At 58.1% G+C, this 14,410-nt stretch carries 14 protein-coding genes and 1 tRNA gene; 5 read left to right on the plus strand and 10 right to left on the minus strand.

From position 1 onward, the window contains the following. Positions 1–475: 475 nt before the first annotated feature. On the minus strand, positions 476–1,294 hold the full coding sequence (locus AB5Z14_RS03455; RefSeq protein ID WP_368130291.1) for an exodeoxyribonuclease III: 819 nt from the start codon (positions 1,292–1,294) through the stop codon (positions 476–478). Between the two features lie 114 nt (positions 1,295–1,408). On the opposite strand from AB5Z14_RS03455, the gene AB5Z14_RS03460 reads away from it, so the two are divergent. The 3 genes from AB5Z14_RS03460 (at position 1,409) to AB5Z14_RS03470 (ending at position 4,689) form a co-directional block, all read left to right on the plus strand. Beyond that, the gene (locus AB5Z14_RS03460) at positions 1,409–2,161 is read left to right on the plus strand and encodes an NAD-dependent protein deacylase (protein ID WP_368130292.1); all 753 of its coding nucleotides are present in this window, start codon (positions 1,409–1,411) and stop codon (positions 2,159–2,161) included. Between the two features lie 95 nt (positions 2,162–2,256). Beyond that, positions 2,257–3,987, plus strand: a complete 1,731-nt coding sequence (gene folP, locus AB5Z14_RS03465; protein ID WP_368130293.1) for a dihydropteroate synthase — start codon at positions 2,257–2,259, stop codon at positions 3,985–3,987. Then, positions 3,988–4,689 carry a hypothetical protein gene (locus AB5Z14_RS03470; RefSeq protein ID WP_368130295.1) on the plus strand — a complete coding sequence of 234 codons (702 nt, stop codon included), beginning with the start codon at positions 3,988–3,990 and terminating at the stop codon, positions 4,687–4,689. A 197-nt stretch (positions 4,690–4,886) separates the two neighbouring features. On the opposite strand, the gene AB5Z14_RS03475 is transcribed toward AB5Z14_RS03470, so the two are convergent. Next, complete coding sequence (locus AB5Z14_RS03475) at positions 4,887–5,660, minus strand: type III pantothenate kinase (RefSeq protein WP_158568462.1); 774 nt, start codon at positions 5,658–5,660, stop codon at positions 4,887–4,889. Positions 5,661–5,856: 196 nt separating this feature from the next. Between AB5Z14_RS03475 and AB5Z14_RS03480 the strand changes: the two genes are divergently transcribed. Beyond that, positions 5,857–5,933: transfer RNA gene (locus tag AB5Z14_RS03480), tRNA-Met, on the plus strand. A gap of 573 nt (positions 5,934–6,506) precedes the next feature. Here AB5Z14_RS03480 and AB5Z14_RS03485 read toward each other — a convergent pair. The 6 genes from AB5Z14_RS03485 to AB5Z14_RS03510 form a co-directional block, all read right to left on the minus strand. Next, the gene (locus AB5Z14_RS03485) at positions 6,507–7,067 is read right to left on the minus strand and encodes a recombinase family protein (protein ID WP_368130297.1); all 561 of its coding nucleotides are present in this window, start codon (positions 7,065–7,067) and stop codon (positions 6,507–6,509) included. Between the two features lie 286 nt (positions 7,068–7,353). Beyond that, positions 7,354–8,103 (minus strand): hypothetical protein, encoded by a 750-nt coding sequence (locus tag AB5Z14_RS03490; RefSeq protein WP_368130298.1) that lies wholly within the window; start codon positions 8,101–8,103, stop codon positions 7,354–7,356. Positions 8,104–8,126: 23 nt separating this feature from the next. Further along, positions 8,127–8,558 carry a hypothetical protein gene (locus AB5Z14_RS03495; RefSeq protein ID WP_368130300.1) on the minus strand — a complete coding sequence of 144 codons (432 nt, stop codon included), beginning with the start codon at positions 8,556–8,558 and terminating at the stop codon, positions 8,127–8,129. A 12-nt stretch (positions 8,559–8,570) separates the two neighbouring features. Continuing rightward, a complete protein-coding gene (locus AB5Z14_RS03500) occupies positions 8,571–8,777 on the minus strand; it encodes a helix-turn-helix domain-containing protein (protein WP_271807403.1) in 207 nt (68 codons plus the stop codon). Positions 8,778–9,356: 579 nt separating this feature from the next. Then, positions 9,357–9,578: a hypothetical protein gene (locus AB5Z14_RS03505; protein WP_368130301.1), complete on the minus strand. Its 222-nt coding sequence runs from the start codon at positions 9,576–9,578 to the stop codon at positions 9,357–9,359. Positions 9,579–9,611: 33 nt separating this feature from the next. Then, complete coding sequence (locus AB5Z14_RS03510; RefSeq protein ID WP_368130302.1) at positions 9,612–10,823, minus strand: tyrosine-type recombinase/integrase; 1,212 nt, start codon at positions 10,821–10,823, stop codon at positions 9,612–9,614. Positions 10,824–11,491: 668 nt separating this feature from the next. On the opposite strand from AB5Z14_RS03510, the gene AB5Z14_RS03515 reads away from it, so the two are divergent. Then, entirely contained in the window at positions 11,492–11,647 is a 156-nt protein-coding gene (locus tag AB5Z14_RS03515; RefSeq protein WP_368130382.1) for a transposase, read from the plus strand. 13 nt (positions 11,648–11,660) lie between these two features. Here AB5Z14_RS03515 and AB5Z14_RS03520 read toward each other — a convergent pair whose 3' ends face one another. Together AB5Z14_RS03520 and AB5Z14_RS03525 are read right to left on the minus strand one after the other, a co-directional pair. Beyond that, positions 11,661–13,049, minus strand: a complete 1,389-nt coding sequence (locus AB5Z14_RS03520; RefSeq protein ID WP_368130303.1) for an APC family permease — start codon at positions 13,047–13,049, stop codon at positions 11,661–11,663. Between the two features lie 34 nt (positions 13,050–13,083). After that, positions 13,084–14,364 carry an agmatine deiminase family protein gene (locus AB5Z14_RS03525; RefSeq protein ID WP_368130305.1) on the minus strand — a complete coding sequence of 427 codons (1,281 nt, stop codon included), beginning with the start codon at positions 14,362–14,364 and terminating at the stop codon, positions 13,084–13,086. Positions 14,365–14,410 lie beyond the last annotated feature (46 nt).

The following is a 14,410-nucleotide window of genomic DNA, read 5'->3' on the forward strand; positions in this document are numbered from 1 at the left end:
ATTACGAGCTCCTGTGCGAATTGAAGGGAGCGCTCCCGCAAACTGCCTCTTGACAACTTATAGGAGCGTCGGTTTTATTATCTCGGAATTGCATATGGTTGGGGGTTCGCGATTCAGCCCCGTAAACCGGCATAGTTTTGAAATAGCCGGCTGATACGACGGGCATCGTGGCCCTCGGAGAGCCAAATTGATCCGTTTTCTTTCGCCTCCAGACGTTCCCAGGGAATCAGCTGAACCCGCCCGCCACGAAATCGGTCTATCTACTACGTTTGGCCCGACACCCCCAACCACAACCGTGTTTTATGAAAAACCGTAGGCTTTCTACCTGCGGTTTTCTTTTTGCGTTGTTCGCTGTGGTTGAGGGTAGTGGCTTAAACGTAGTAGATGGGCCAGTTTCGTGACAAGCGGGCCGCGTGGATGCCCTCGCGAGGTGAAAATGATCCCTTTTCCTCCGTCCCCAGGGGATTAGTTGGGGCTAGAGCTCTAGGGTGAGGGTGACGGGGCAGTGGTCACTGCCAAAGATGTCGCCGCGGATGCCGGTGTCGCGTACGTTGTCGGCGATTGCGTCGCTTACCAGGAAGTAGTCGATGCGCCAGCCGGCGTTGTTCTTGCGGGCATTAAAGCGGTAGCTCCACCAGCTGTAGACGCCCTCGACGTCGGGGTTTGCCGAGCGCCAGGTATCGGTAAACCCGGCGTTGAGCAGCTCGGTGAACTTGCCGCGTTCCTCGTCCGAAAAGCCAGCGTTGCCGCGGTTGGACTTGGGGTTCTTAAGGTCGATCTCCTCATGCGCCACGTTAAAGTCGCCGCAAGTTACGACGGGCTTGCCGGTCTCGCGTCCAAGCGCGCTCAAAAAGCCGCGATAGGCATCGTCCCAAGCCATGCGCACGTCGATGCGGGCGAGTTCGTTTTGCGCGTTGGGAGTGTAGACATCCACGAACCAAAACTTGTCGAACTCGAGCGCGCAGACGCGGCCCTCGGTCGCGGCTTGGGCGACGAGCTCGGCAGCCTCGCCTTCGCCGGCGTAGGGCAGCAGCGCATCGGCGCGCAGCACGCGTAGCGGTTCCTGGCGGCTAAAGACCGCAGTGCCTGAATAGCCTTTACGCTCGGCGTAGCTCCAGGTTTGGCGATAGCCGGGCAGGTCAATATCAACCTGGCCTTCTTGCAGCTTGGTCTCTTGCAGCGCCAGGATATCGACGTCGAGTTCTTGCGCGATCTGGATAAAGCTCGGGTCCTTTTTGAGCACGGCGCGCAGGCCGTTGACGTTCCACGAGGCGAAAGTGTAAGTCTGAGGCATGGTGTCCTTTCGACGGGGTTGGCAGGCTTAAGATTAGCGCAACAGGGGCGGGGTGGGCTCCGTGGGCGACGGCGCAATCGCAGCCGCCCCGACCAACATGGACGGAGGACAAACATGACGCAAGCGATAACAGATTCCAAGCAGGCCTCCACCGCACTGGCGGAGCTGTTCGGTACCCACAAGCGTGTGGTGTTCTTTGGCGGCGCCGGTGTTTCCACGGCGAGTGGCATCCCCGATTTCCGCAGCGTGGACGGCCTGTATCACCAGCAGTTTGCCTATCCGCCCGAGACCATGCTCTCGCACGGCTTTTACGAGACACATCCGGCGGAGTTCTTCGACTTTTACCGCACCAAGATGATCGCGCTTAACGCCAAGCCCAACCGCTGCCACACCAAGCTGGCCGAACTGGAGCGAGCCGGCAAGCTCGATGCCGTGGTGACGCAAAACATCGACGGCCTGCATCAGATGGCGGGCTCGCAGCGCGTGTTTGAGTTGCACGGATCGGTCCATCGCAACATTTGCCAGTCGTGCGGCGCGGTCTATAGCGCCGAGTGGATTTGCTCGCGCGAGCACGAGGACGCCGCGGGCGTGCCCGTGTGCCCCGCGTGCGGTGGCCGCATCAAGCCCGATGTGGTGCTCTACGAAGAGCCGCTCGACGAGCGTGTGTTGACCGGTGCCGTTGCCGCCATCGCCGCGGCCGATGCCCTCATTGTGGGCGGGACCTCGCTCGTGGTGTATCCGGCGGCAGGCCTTACGCGTTACTTTACTGGCGATACGCTGGCCATTTGCAATTTGGCGCCTACCGATCAGGATGCAAATGCCGACCTGCTGATTTCTTGCGACATCGCGGCCGCGTTTGCGTTCTAGCCCGTGTGCGCGGATACAATAGAAAGACTGAGTGCAAAGCGACCCCGCCGCCAGCTCCCCAAGCTCGGCGGCGTGGGCATTTTAGGAGGATGTTCATGGCGAACGACAGCAAGACATGGCGGTGCGGAAAGTATGAGCTCAGCTTTGACCGTCCGCGCATCATGGGCGTCCTCAACGTGACGCCCGATTCGTTTAGCGATGGCGGGGAGTACTTCGACCCGGATGCCGCCATCGAGTACGGTCTGGCGATGCTCGACGCCGGCGCCGACATCATCGACGTAGGCGGCGAGTCCACGCGCCCTGGTTTTACCCCGGTCAACCCCGACGAGGAGGCTCGCCGCGTGCTGCCCGTGGTGCGCGCGCTGGCCAAGGAGGGCGCCATCGTCTCGATCGACACGCGCCACGTGGCGGTTGCCAAGGCGGCCGTGCGCTGCGGCGCCTCGATCGTCAACGACGTGACCGGCTTCACCGACCCCAAGATGGTCGAGTTTGTTAAGACGAGCACCTGCGGCGTCATCGTGATGCATGCCGGCGAGGTCGCCGCGCCCGCACGCACGCACGCAACGGTGCAGCTCGATACCTCGGCTGCGGCGTTTGTTGCCGAGAAGGCGCGCGAGGCGGCTGCCGAGGCCGCGCGTGAGGCTGAGAAGCCGGCTCGCCGCCGTCGCGGCAAGTTACTGGGCGAGCCTAAGCCGGAGGCCAAGCTTCCGGGCGGCGTGGTGCAGCCCTCGTTGCCGTTTGGCGATCCGGAGCCCGCGACCGAGCCTGCAAGCGAGCAGGAGACGCCGGCCGCCGAGCAGGCTGCTGCCGCCGAGACCGTCGCGCCCGCGCCCGAGGCCACCGAGGCCGCATCGGAGTCCAATGACCGCCTGGCCGCCATGATGCGCCGCAGCGCCCGCCGCGAGGAGGCCTACGTGCCCACCTCGCAGCTCCGCCGCTTCACCCTGCCCGATTCGGCGCCCATCATGCGCCGCGTCATGGGCTTTCTGTCCGACCAGGCCCGCGCGCTCATCCACGCCGGCGTGTCGCGCGACCGCATCTGCATCGATCCTGGCCCGGGCTTTGGTAAGTCGGCTAACGAGGACATCGTCATCCAGCGCGAGACTGCCAAGATGGCGTCACTGGGCTATCCGCTCATGTGCGCTGTATCGCGCAAGCGCTTTGTGGGCGCCGTCTCGGGCGTGACCGAGGCCGCCGAGCGCGATGCCGCTACGTTTGGCGTGTGCCTGGGCGCCATCCAGGCCGGCGCCAACATCGTGCGCGTGCACGACGCCGCGGGCTTTGCGCAGTTCCTGAACGGCTACTGGGCGGTTGCCAAGCCGCAGCCGCGCCGCGCGTTTGTGGCCGTGGGATCCAACTTGGGGCATCGCTGCGACAACATCCGCGCCGCACGCGACATGATCGCCGAGATTCCACTTACCTGCGTGTCCAACTCCTCCAAGATCTACGAGAGCGAGCCGGCCTACGAGACGCGCCAGGACGCGTTTGCCAACGCCGTCATCGAGATCAAGACCGAGTTGGCGCCGCTGGTGCTGCTCGACGAGCTCATGAAGATCGAGGCCGAGCTGGGCCGCGACCGCTCCAAAAAGGCCAAGGCCAACGGTCCGCGCACCATCGACCTGGACCTGCTGTGGATGGACGGCGAGACCCACGGCGGCAAAAAGCTGCGCCTGCCGCATCCACTGATCGGCGAGCGCGACTTTGTGCTGGTGCCGCTTGAGGACCTGATGCACGACCCGGCGCGGTTCTTCCGCTACAACGGCGTCGAGGTCAAGGAGCCCGAGGACCGCGTGGGCCATATCGTGGGTGAATTGGGGCGTATGTAGATGATCGAGATGAATGCTGTTGCCGCTGGCACCGAGCTCGACGCGGCGCGTGACGCGGGCCGCGAGGGCGTGTCCGCGGGCTGGTGCGCGTGGAGCGTGGGCGATGCTTTGCTGACGTTTTCGCTGGTTGTGCGCCCCGATGTGAACATGCACGCCTTCCACGGCCTGCCGTTTGTGGCCGCGATGGGCATGATGGACGCGCTCGTGGGCACGGCTTCGACGCCGGGGTTGGGCCTTGCCGGTAAAGTGGGTATCCAGTGGCCGAGCGATATCGTGTGCGGTGCGCCTGCGTTTGAGGCGTCGCTCGCGCGTGTTGCCGTGAACGGCGGTGCCGGTGCTGCGGGCATGTTTGCCGCGGTGACGGTTGATATTGAACGTGCGGCGCTGGGCGAGCTTGGCGTGGATATGGCCGACGAGGTGCTGGTCGAGGCATTGGCCACCGCCGTGCTGACCCGCGTGGACACCTGGGCGGTTGCCGCCAACACACCACAGGGCGCTGCCGGCCCGCTGGCTCCGGTGCTGGGTGAGTACTTCGATATGGTGCCGCTGCTGGGTCGTCAGGTTGCGGCGGTGTCGCCCAACGGTTTGCCGCTTGCGGTCGGTGTGTTTGCGGGCCTGGACATCTGGGGCCGCGCGACCATCAAGACCGATGCCGGCGAGCAGGAGTTTCCGCCCGAGGCCGTACGGATTCGCGGACTGTAACGCGAGGCGCCCGCGCTCAAAGATAACGATGACAACGAAGCCCTCTTCGGCCTGTGCCGGGGAGGGTTTCGCCTATCTGGGGAATGGGTTGCCAGCGCCCTATTCCTCAAAATTGAAAATTTTTCAGTTTTGAGGAATAGGCTTGGCGAACGTTTGCGGGGCTGTGACATCGGGCGTGCTCGACTTAAGCCCCTGCTCTATCCCAGCTCCTGCATGCGGCGGTAGATTTCGCAGATGCCCTTGATGGTGAGTTGGCCGTCGACCACGTCGAAGGCGTCGGTCGAATCGGCGACGATGCCGGCGAGACCGCCCGTGGCGATAACGGTGGCATCCTCGCGGCCCAGCTCGCGCTTCATGCGCGCGACCAGGCCCTCGGCCATGGCGGCAGCGCCCACCACGGCGCCGACCTTAATGCACTCCTCGGTATCGCGACCGATGGCGTGCTCGGGCGCCTCGAGCGGCACGCTGGCGAGCTTGGCGGCTCGGGTGGCAAGCGCGTCCATGGAGATGCGGATGCCCGGCGCGATCGCCCCACCAATGTAATAACCGTCCTCATCGATGACGTCGATATTGGTCGCGGTGCCAAAGTCCACCACGATTGCCGGCGCGCCGTAGAAAGTCTCGGCCGCAACGGCGTTGGCGACGCGGTCGGCGCCCACGGCCTGGGGGCGCGCCGCGCGCAGCTTGGTCACGGCGGCCGTCTGCGGCCCGATGACGATGGCGTCCGCGGCAATGCGGTCGGCCACGGCGTGCCACTCGCGCGAGAGCTGCGGCACCACGCCCGCAAAGGCGATCGCGTCAACCGCATCGAGCGAGAGGCCGTACATCTTAAAGAAACCCATCAGGCGCACGTGGATCTCGTCGGCGGTATAGGAGCGGTCGGTGGGCATGCGCCACGACTGCACCAGCTCGTCTCCGTCAAACAGGCCCATGGCCGTCTGCGTGTTTCCCATATCGATAGCGAGCAGCATGTCTACTCCCGGTGTCGGCATAAAAGGACGCGCACCATTGTATACGTGCCATCGACGGCGCTCGGCTGTGATTCGTTTACGGTGATAAGGGCTGAGAGGTTTAAATATGAAGGAATTATGCTCTACGAGATTTTCCTTGCCGTTTACCGAACTCCCACGTAATATTCTTTCTTGCGCACATGAGGCGCCCAGACATTGCGGGGTGGAGCAGTCTGGTAGCTCGCCGGGCTCATAACCCGGAGGTCGTAGGTTCAAATCCTGCCCCCGCGACCAAGAACTTTTAGCAGCTCAAAGGCACTGTTCCTCTGGGCTGCTTTCTTTTATATCTTTGATTTATAGCAGCGTTATAGCAGGCTTTGTAGCAAATAGCACTGCAAACTAAACTTAATTCGAGCCACGCTAATAGTTCGCTAGTTTGCCGCTGGGGTATCCCCCCCCCTATGCTCAAGTAGGGCTATAGCCATAGGGCACCAATGACGGGAGCTAAATTACTGCGCGTTAGGGTTTTTCAGACGGGGGTGGTCTTCTTTTAGAAGAATAAGACCGATATATTTAAAGATTTTCGCTTTTACGCCGAGTTGGGGGTATTTCGTCTTCCTTGTAGTTAAAAGCGCAAACTTGGTTAAAGGCCAACGTTCAGTATTGCTGTGCTGCGGCTCTGTAGTGGCATTACAAGCGGCTTTCTTGCCCCTGCCGCTTATCGGATGCGTGGGAATTGGTCAAAGCGGCAAATATCGCCATACAACAACGAAAAAGAGCGCCCGCCAACTGAATGGCAAGCGCTCTTTTTCGTTAGCCTGTTCGGCTATGGGCGAATTGATTGTAGCAGCGTTGTAGCAGGTGGTGCTATCGCTCGATGCCCTTTTTCTTGAGTTCCCTATAAAGCGGGGCGCGGCTTACGCCTGTGCGCTCGCATATCTCCTTAACGGAAATGCCGCCGTCTTTGTATAACCTTACGGCGGTGTCCATCTTGTCTGGGTCTGTGGCGGGTCTGCCAAACTGCCGCCCGCGTGCTTTTGCCGCCGCGATGCCCTCTGCTTGTCTTTCCTTAATCAATTCGCGCTCAAACTGCGCCATAGCCGCGCACATTGCGAAGAAAAAACGTCCCTGTGGGGTGCTGGTATCGGTGCCCTCTTTGATGGATACAAGCGAAACGCCGTTTTCCTCAAAGCGTTCGGCAAGACTGAATAGCTGCTTACTGCTTCGCGCCAAGCGGTCATAACTGCAAACTACAACAGTATCGCCCCTCCTTAACTGTCCAAGCATTTTGTCGAGTTCGGGGCGGCTTTCTTTAACGCCGCTGATTTTGTCGCTAAAAATCTTATCAACGCTACGTTTAGCCAACTGGTCTAGCTGTCGGTCTAGGTTCTGTTCTTTGGTGCTAACGCGTGCATATCCAAATATCATTACTTGCCCCCTTTATAGGTGTATCTAAAAGTCTAAAGCATTTCGGGACAATAATAAAGAGACAGTTAAAGAGACGGTTAAAGCGTCTGTTTTTCGCTTTGTTCTTGGCTGCTTATCGCCGTCTCTTAACGTGTGCTTTTGGGACACGCTCAAATGCCAACATCTTTGTTGCTATATTGCTAAATTGCCGCTGATACGCCGATAAACTCGAACGGTGTTTGCGGTCGCATAGGGCTATAACAACTCGCACGCCGCCCGCCGCGCCCGTGTTTCCCGTCACGGTCTATTACTTTCGCGCTTCAACTAAAACACTGAAAGAATCAAGCAGCTGTTCCTTGGCATGGTCAAGCGATGCAATGCAAGCGTTAATTTGCTCAATAGCTGGTTCGCCCGCTGGCGTGTCCTCAAGCGCTATCGCCGCCGCTTCTTTAATCGCCCGTTCGAGACTTGGAGCATATAGCAGACCGAATCGCTCGCGGTCGTTGAGCTTCCCAACAATTCCAATAAGATAGCTTTTCAACTCAAACTCCTGCGCCTGCTTATAGAACTGGTATGGCGTATTGAAGTTCTCACGCGTCCACGCTGCCAACGCTTCGCCTACAGATTCGCCATGCCTGTATTCGGTATTCCAAACGTCAAGAAAGGGCGAACTTGAATCGTCAAGCTCTTGCAGTATAAGGGCGCGTTCCTTTCCATTGCATAGCAAGGGGTTGTTATAAACGCGTTTGCAAATCCCTATGTCGATGCTTAAAGCGTCTGCAAGCTCTGCCGCGTTGCCTATGTCGAGCGCTTCGAGGATTTGGCAAAACTGGGTATTTGCGTTCTGCGCGTGTCTCTCGTCTTGGTGTAACGGTTCGCACAAATCTAAATCGCTTGGCAAGCGTGCCAAATCATTAAAGGCTTGATTTGCAAGGCTCATTTCCTCTCGAAAGCACGTCTCGCAAGTGCTGAAAGCGTCAAAGCATGATTCGCGCTCATCGTTTCGGTTGTTGATTGAACATTGCATGATTGAATCGTCAAGTAGGCTTTTGTTCATTTCGAATCGCTCCAATTATTTATTTAACGTTGGCGGTTACGCGCTGCCGTCCTACCGCCTTTGCTGCCGTTCAATCGGGCTTTGCCTATAGCAAGCGCCGATTCGTCAACAAGTGGCATACCACGCCGTCCGCCGCTGCCGACAGTTACAAGTTCAAGGTCTATTAGCGTTGTGATAAAGGCTTCGTATTCCTCGGGGGAGTTGAAGCACAAACCAAGCTGAAAGCCCCTATAGCCCTGTTCACCTTCGCGCGGTATGGCGTGCGCGTTCGTGTTAGATAGCAGCTCAATAAGCCGCCAATAGCGTCCGTATGATTCCATGCCACCGACTGAAATAAGTTGATTAAGATAGGGGTTCCCAGCATTAGCGGCTTCGTGCTTAACCCATGATATGGGGCAGTTGGAAAGTGCCCGCGCCGCGCACGCTTCACCTGCTTTGTTTAGTTCATCGCCCATAGCCGCCGCCCGTTATAGACCGAAATATCGGCACACTTGGTCGCGGTTAAGACGAATCATATTTCCGCGAATCCTTACCGCCGACAGCTGCCCATCTTTAACAAGGTTGTAAACAGTGCCCTTTGAGATTTGCAAGCAGTCTGCAACCTGCTTAACGGTTACAAGCTCTTGAAGGTCTTTTAAGTTGCGCGGTGCTTCTTGTCGCTCAGTGCTTTTCATTAGTGCCCCTTTCAACGTGTCGGGTGGATGAATCGCGATTCGATGGGGCTATATAAACATGAAAGCGTTCTATGGGCTTCTAGCATACGGATACGCCAATAGGCAATTTAATAAGCTATATCATTCAAAAAAGATTGAATCAGCAGCGGGCGTGATTAAAAGAGACGCGCCAAAACGTAATATGCGACCTTGGGTAATTACTAAAGCGATGGTTTTAGGCTGGGTTAACCCTTAAAGGAATGTTTACCAGCGCTTTTTTATTAACGCTAAAGTGTGTAAATGAGTTTTGATTAACATGCGGACTCCATAACTCGGTGCGTTAAAATCAGTTTTCAACAGGTTTTCAACCAGTTTTCAACAGTGCTTGCCGTCTTCTTTTCTTCTAATAAGGTTGCACGCCCGCCGCGCCCGCGCTTGCCCTTAAAGGCGCAAGCGCGGCGGGCTGCTGTTATCTAGTCTTATCTGTTCTTATCTGTATAGGCACCCTATAGGGTTGCTATACAAAGAGTAAAGCCACCCTATAGGGTTGCCGTATCGGGCGTATAGGGTGGCTGGGCGTTGGTTGTATGGATGGGGCGCTTATTTGTCGCTGCTGAAAACTGTCTCTCCTAGTTTGTGCGTTGCGGCTTCGATAACAGCGCCCAGCGTATAGTAAGCATCGCCAACGTGATTGTCTGGGCATACGCCCGCATCGGCTGCACCTGCAAGCATTTTCAGCAGGCACGCCGCGCCATTTAGGGCCGAAATAGCATCCTCTGGTTCATCGTTGAACGTTATCAGTGCTTTGCTATGTTTATCCATGTTGCTATGTCCTTTCTAGGTATAGAAACGTACTTACCTGTTCGTTGACTGGTCGCACCTCATTAGGCACTCTACGATGCCTGCCGCCCGCCGCTTCGCGTCTGGGTCTGCACTTGCGTATACGTTCAGCGTCATTGCTGCGTTGGCGTGTCCTAGGTTGCTTGAGACGGTTTTAACGTCCATGCCGTGGGCAAGCGCCAATGTTGCCCACGTGTGGCGCAAATCGTGGAAAGACAAACGCCGCCCCTCGGTGCCACGCGTGCCGAGCATCTTTGTTAAAGATGCCCAGTCTTTAGATAGCCTGTCTGGGTGGTAGTACCCGAGCGCATCGCCAAGAATGAAAGAATTGGGGTTAAGCGATGCCATATTATCGGCGAATGTCTGCCGCTGCTTTTCCTGCCATTGCTCAAGCACTTCTAGCAAAGTGTCTGGCAGAACAACGTCTCTTGCCTTGTCGGTCTTTGGCTGCTTGATATATGCACCTCCTTTGCCGAGTCCAATTGAGCGCCTAATCCATATAACGCGATTGTCCGCGTCAATGTCTCGCCATTGCAGCCCGCATACCTCCCCGCGCCGTATTCCTGTGTTTAGTGCTATGTATGCCGCGACAGTAACGGGGGACAGCTCAAGCAGACTTAGCTTGTCGAGAAGTTCGGCAAGCGCCGTTTCGTCTAGCGCGTTGATACCCTGCTTTTTGTTGACACGCTTGGGCGGCTTAACAAGGGATAGCGGGTTCTTGTCAATAACGCCCGTAGCGATAGCGTTATTAAGAACCATCTTTAGCAACCTGAAAGCCTTTCCTATAGTGGAGGGTGAACGGTCTTCCTTAACAAGCTCGGCTATCCATTTTTCAGCATCAATAGGCTGTAAATCTTTTATTCGTGTTTCGCTAAAAGTTGCGGCTATATACCGCAGCGAATCGCGATAGCTGCTTATGGTTGACGGTTCAATGGCTTTAGTCCGCTCCTTTGCGTCTATGTATTGGGACACATAATCGGATATGGGCGTATCTGCCACGGGTAACGATATGCCGCCGCTGCGGTCAAGGCTTTCGCTATGTTCCCGTTCTTTTTCTTGCCGCCATGCTGCTAGCTCTGCGTTAGCAGCCCGCTTGCCCGTGGCGTTTAGCGTGCGCGTTATATATCGGCGTTTGTTGTTGGTGTCGCGGTATGACAGCCGCCCGCGAAACTTGCCGCGTTTTTTATCCTCTAGCAACTCTTGCCCTGTGTAGTAAAGCGTGCCCATAGCCCAACCCTTCAAGAACATTTCATATTTGTATTTGTAGCAGCTTTGTAGCAATCGTGTAGCAAACAGCTGATTTTGAAGAACTAACCGAATGATTAAACGCTACGCAACTGTATGAACTGTATAAACAAAACAGCAGCTCAAATACCATGTTATCACATGAAAGAAGAGCTATTAGATTTGCAGGACAGAATAATATAAAGCACTCTCATAACCCGGAGGTCGTAGGTTCAAATCCTGCCCCCGCGACCAAGAACTTGCAGCTCGTCGGCCTAGCCGGCGAGCTTTTTTGTTATTCCGGGACTGTGTCTTCGGTCCAATTCTTGGTCTCTCAAACAAAATCTCGATCTGTAACATCTGGGCTCGATTTGGGCGGTTATCTGTTACAGATCGAGACATTTGGACAGAGCGGGTCCGCATATTCGATTCGAAACATGTCGGCAAGGCAGATACTAGGGAAATCTACTAGGGAACTCGTTGAGCCTTCTCAGATGGTGGACATCGTGGTCTTGGAGTTTTAGTTAAAGCCTGTCGCTGTGGTTAATGTCCCAGAGGCGCCGTCGCGAGAAAAGCTGAACTGCCTCCCATTTCTTGGACACGAGAAATGGGAGGCTTTTGGAGTGGGTATGATGAATTGGACACCAGGTTAAGAGCGAAAGGTGTTCAAGATGGCCCAAAGAAGAAAGCGATACGACAGGCAGTTCAAGTTCTCGGCGGCAAAGGTGGTCCTGTCCGGGGAAATGACGGTCAAAGACCTATCGGAGGAACTCGGGAGTCGAAACAACAGGGGGTGGCACCCGAAGCGGTGCCACCCCAAAACCTAGCGAGAACGCACGCCTACTGGTTGATGCCCTTGAACTCGACCTCGCGTCCGCGTGCGCTGACGATGCGCACTGCCTCGCCCAGGACGATGAAGATGACGGCCCCAACGAGCATGGGAATCTTGCTCATCTCGTCCTCCGAGCCGTCGAGCGGCACAATCGTGGCAATGCTCGCAAGGATGATGAGGACCACGGGGACCCAGGTCATGAGCTTGAGAACGATGCCCTTGCCCGGGCAGACGAACGGGCGCGTGGCATCCGGGTCGACCTCGCGGAGCTTGAGGAACGCCGGGAACATGGGGATGTAGGACAGCAGCAGGAACACGACGTTCATGGCGAAGAAGATCCAGAAGAAGCTGTCGGCGCCCAGCATCGCGAGTACGGGCTCGAGCACAACGAGGATGCTCGCCACCACGCCATTGACCACGGCGGCGCCAATGGGCATGTTGTCCTTGCCGCCCTCGATGGCGAAGACCTTGGGAAGGTTGCCGTCCTTCGCGGCGTAGCACGCCACCGAGTTCACGCCAAACGACCACACGATCATGTTGCCAAAGAGCGTGGCCAAAAAAGCGACGGAGACGATGTAGAAGAGCGGGCTCGTCTCGCCGACGATGATGGCGACGGCGTCGGAGATGCCGGCATCAAGCGCAACGTCGGAGGGCATGACGGCCGCGGAGATGCCAAAGGAGCTGAACAGGTACACCGCTGCGATGGCGAGGCCGCCTGCAATGATTGCCTTGGGGATCTCGACGGCGGGGTTCTCCATCTCGCTCTTGAAGGTGGCGAGGACCTCGAAGCCCATGAAGTTGAAGAGGATGATGGAGAGGTAGGTGATGCTCTGGATGTCGGTGAAGTCGGGGAGCATGCTCGCCGGGGTGAGGGGGTTCACCAGACCGTGCGTGGCCGCGTACCAGATGCCGAGACCGCCCACCACGACCGCGATGGCAACCTTGACGATGGCGGTCAGGTTGAAGATCCACGCCGAGTTGGAGGCATTGGAGAAGCAAACGAACGTCACGATCCAAATGAACGCGAGCTCGATGGCGAGGGAGGCAAAGACGGGCAGGTCAGCGCCCAGAAGCATCCCAATGGTCGGTGGGAATATGAGGGCGAGCGAGGCGATCCACAGCGGGAAGTTGACCCAGTAGTACCACGCAACGCGGGCGCCCCACTTGTCGCCAAAGGCGTTGCGGACCCAGTCGTAGAGACCGCCGTCGGTGTCGTAGGTCGAGGCGAGCTCGGACACGATGAGGCCATAGGGCAGCAGGAAGATGACGATCAGCAGGATCCACCAGAAGAACTGGGAGTTGCCGATCGCCGCCGCAGGCGCTGCGGCCTCGCAGACGAACACGATGCAGATGATCGAGAGAATGGCATCGACGAGGCGGAACTTCTTGTGTGCCATGCGAACGCTCCTTTCAAATGAAGGCTAGGTAAACCTATGCGGGAATCTGGTGCGTGCCGCAGTGGATGCCGCCGCCCAGAAGGTTCAGGGGGATGGTGTTGATCTGGATGACCTCGCGGTCGGGGAAGCAGGACTTGAGAACTGCAAGCGCCTCTGCGTCGCGCTCGCGCACGGCCTCGTCGACGCCCTCCTTCCAGAACTTCTGCCCAATGACGAGCCCGTTGGTGATGAGGAAGTTGCAGTAGCTCATCGCGGGAAGCACCGTCATGCGGCCCGTGGGGAAGGGCGAGCCGTCGGGGAGGCCGTCGGCCATCTCAAGCGCGGTCTCCTGCCAAACCTCGTGCAGGTAGTCGCCCTCGTCGATTTCGTAGTAGAACGGGATGGCCATGGGGATGCGCACGATCTTGAGCGGCCGTCCGTCGACCGTGGTCTCGCCCTTGAGGACCTCGTAGGCGGCGTCCAGGCGCTCCTTGTTGAGGCGGTCGATCTCGCTCGTGGCGGCCTCCTCCTCGGTGACCTCGGCGAGTAGCACCGTGTCCTCGCTCACAAAGCGGCACATCTCGTCGATGTGGCCGTTGGCGGAGGACGACCGGTAGGCGTTCCACTTGCCGTCGGGTCCGGGAATGGTGCCCGAGAAGTGGTCCTCGTCCTCGAACGTGGACCTGGGGAGCATGATGACCTTCTCGACGTTGTAGATGCGCTTGAACTCCTTGGCCACCTCGGCCGCCGTGAGGTTGGGGTTGCGCTTGGCGACCTCGGTCTCCTCGATGCACATCATGAGACCGGCGCCGTTGAGCTCGCGGTCGCCGCCCTCGGAGATGAGGCGCGTGAACACGATGTCGTCGATGCCCTCGAGCGCGGCGTGCCAGCGGCCAAAGCCCTGGATGGCAGTCGCCTCGCGCGTGTAGCGCGTCGCACCGGCGGTGGTGTAGTAGGCGTTGTCGTAGTCGACGACCGCGCGGCTACCGTCCGCGGCCTTGAGCACGTCCGCGCCGTAGTCGCGCGGGTAGGTCGTCTCGACGTAGAGGTCGCCGATGTCCTCGGGCAGGAGGTCGTCGGACTCGTATCGCACGAAGCGGATCGCGGAGGTGTCGACGCCTGCCTCCTCGAGCTTGGCCTTGGCGTGCTCGATCGTGGGGTAGTAGCACTGCACGATGACGTCCACGTGCGGGAGGAGGGCTTTGACAATCTGGATGGTGACCTCCTCGACGTTCTCTCCGCGAATCGCCTCGGACTCGGGGGGCCAGGAGAGGAGCACGCTCTGCTGGGGCTCGAACTCCGCCACGCCGCGATACTTGTGGTTGATGTTGCTCATTGTTCGCTCCTTTTAAAAGCGGCCGGGCGGCAGAGAAGGGCCACCC

Origin of the sequence: Collinsella aerofaciens (assembly GCF_040910265.1) — a bacterium.
Taxonomy (GTDB): domain Bacteria; phylum Actinomycetota; class Coriobacteriia; order Coriobacteriales; family Coriobacteriaceae; genus Collinsella; species Collinsella aerofaciens_BK.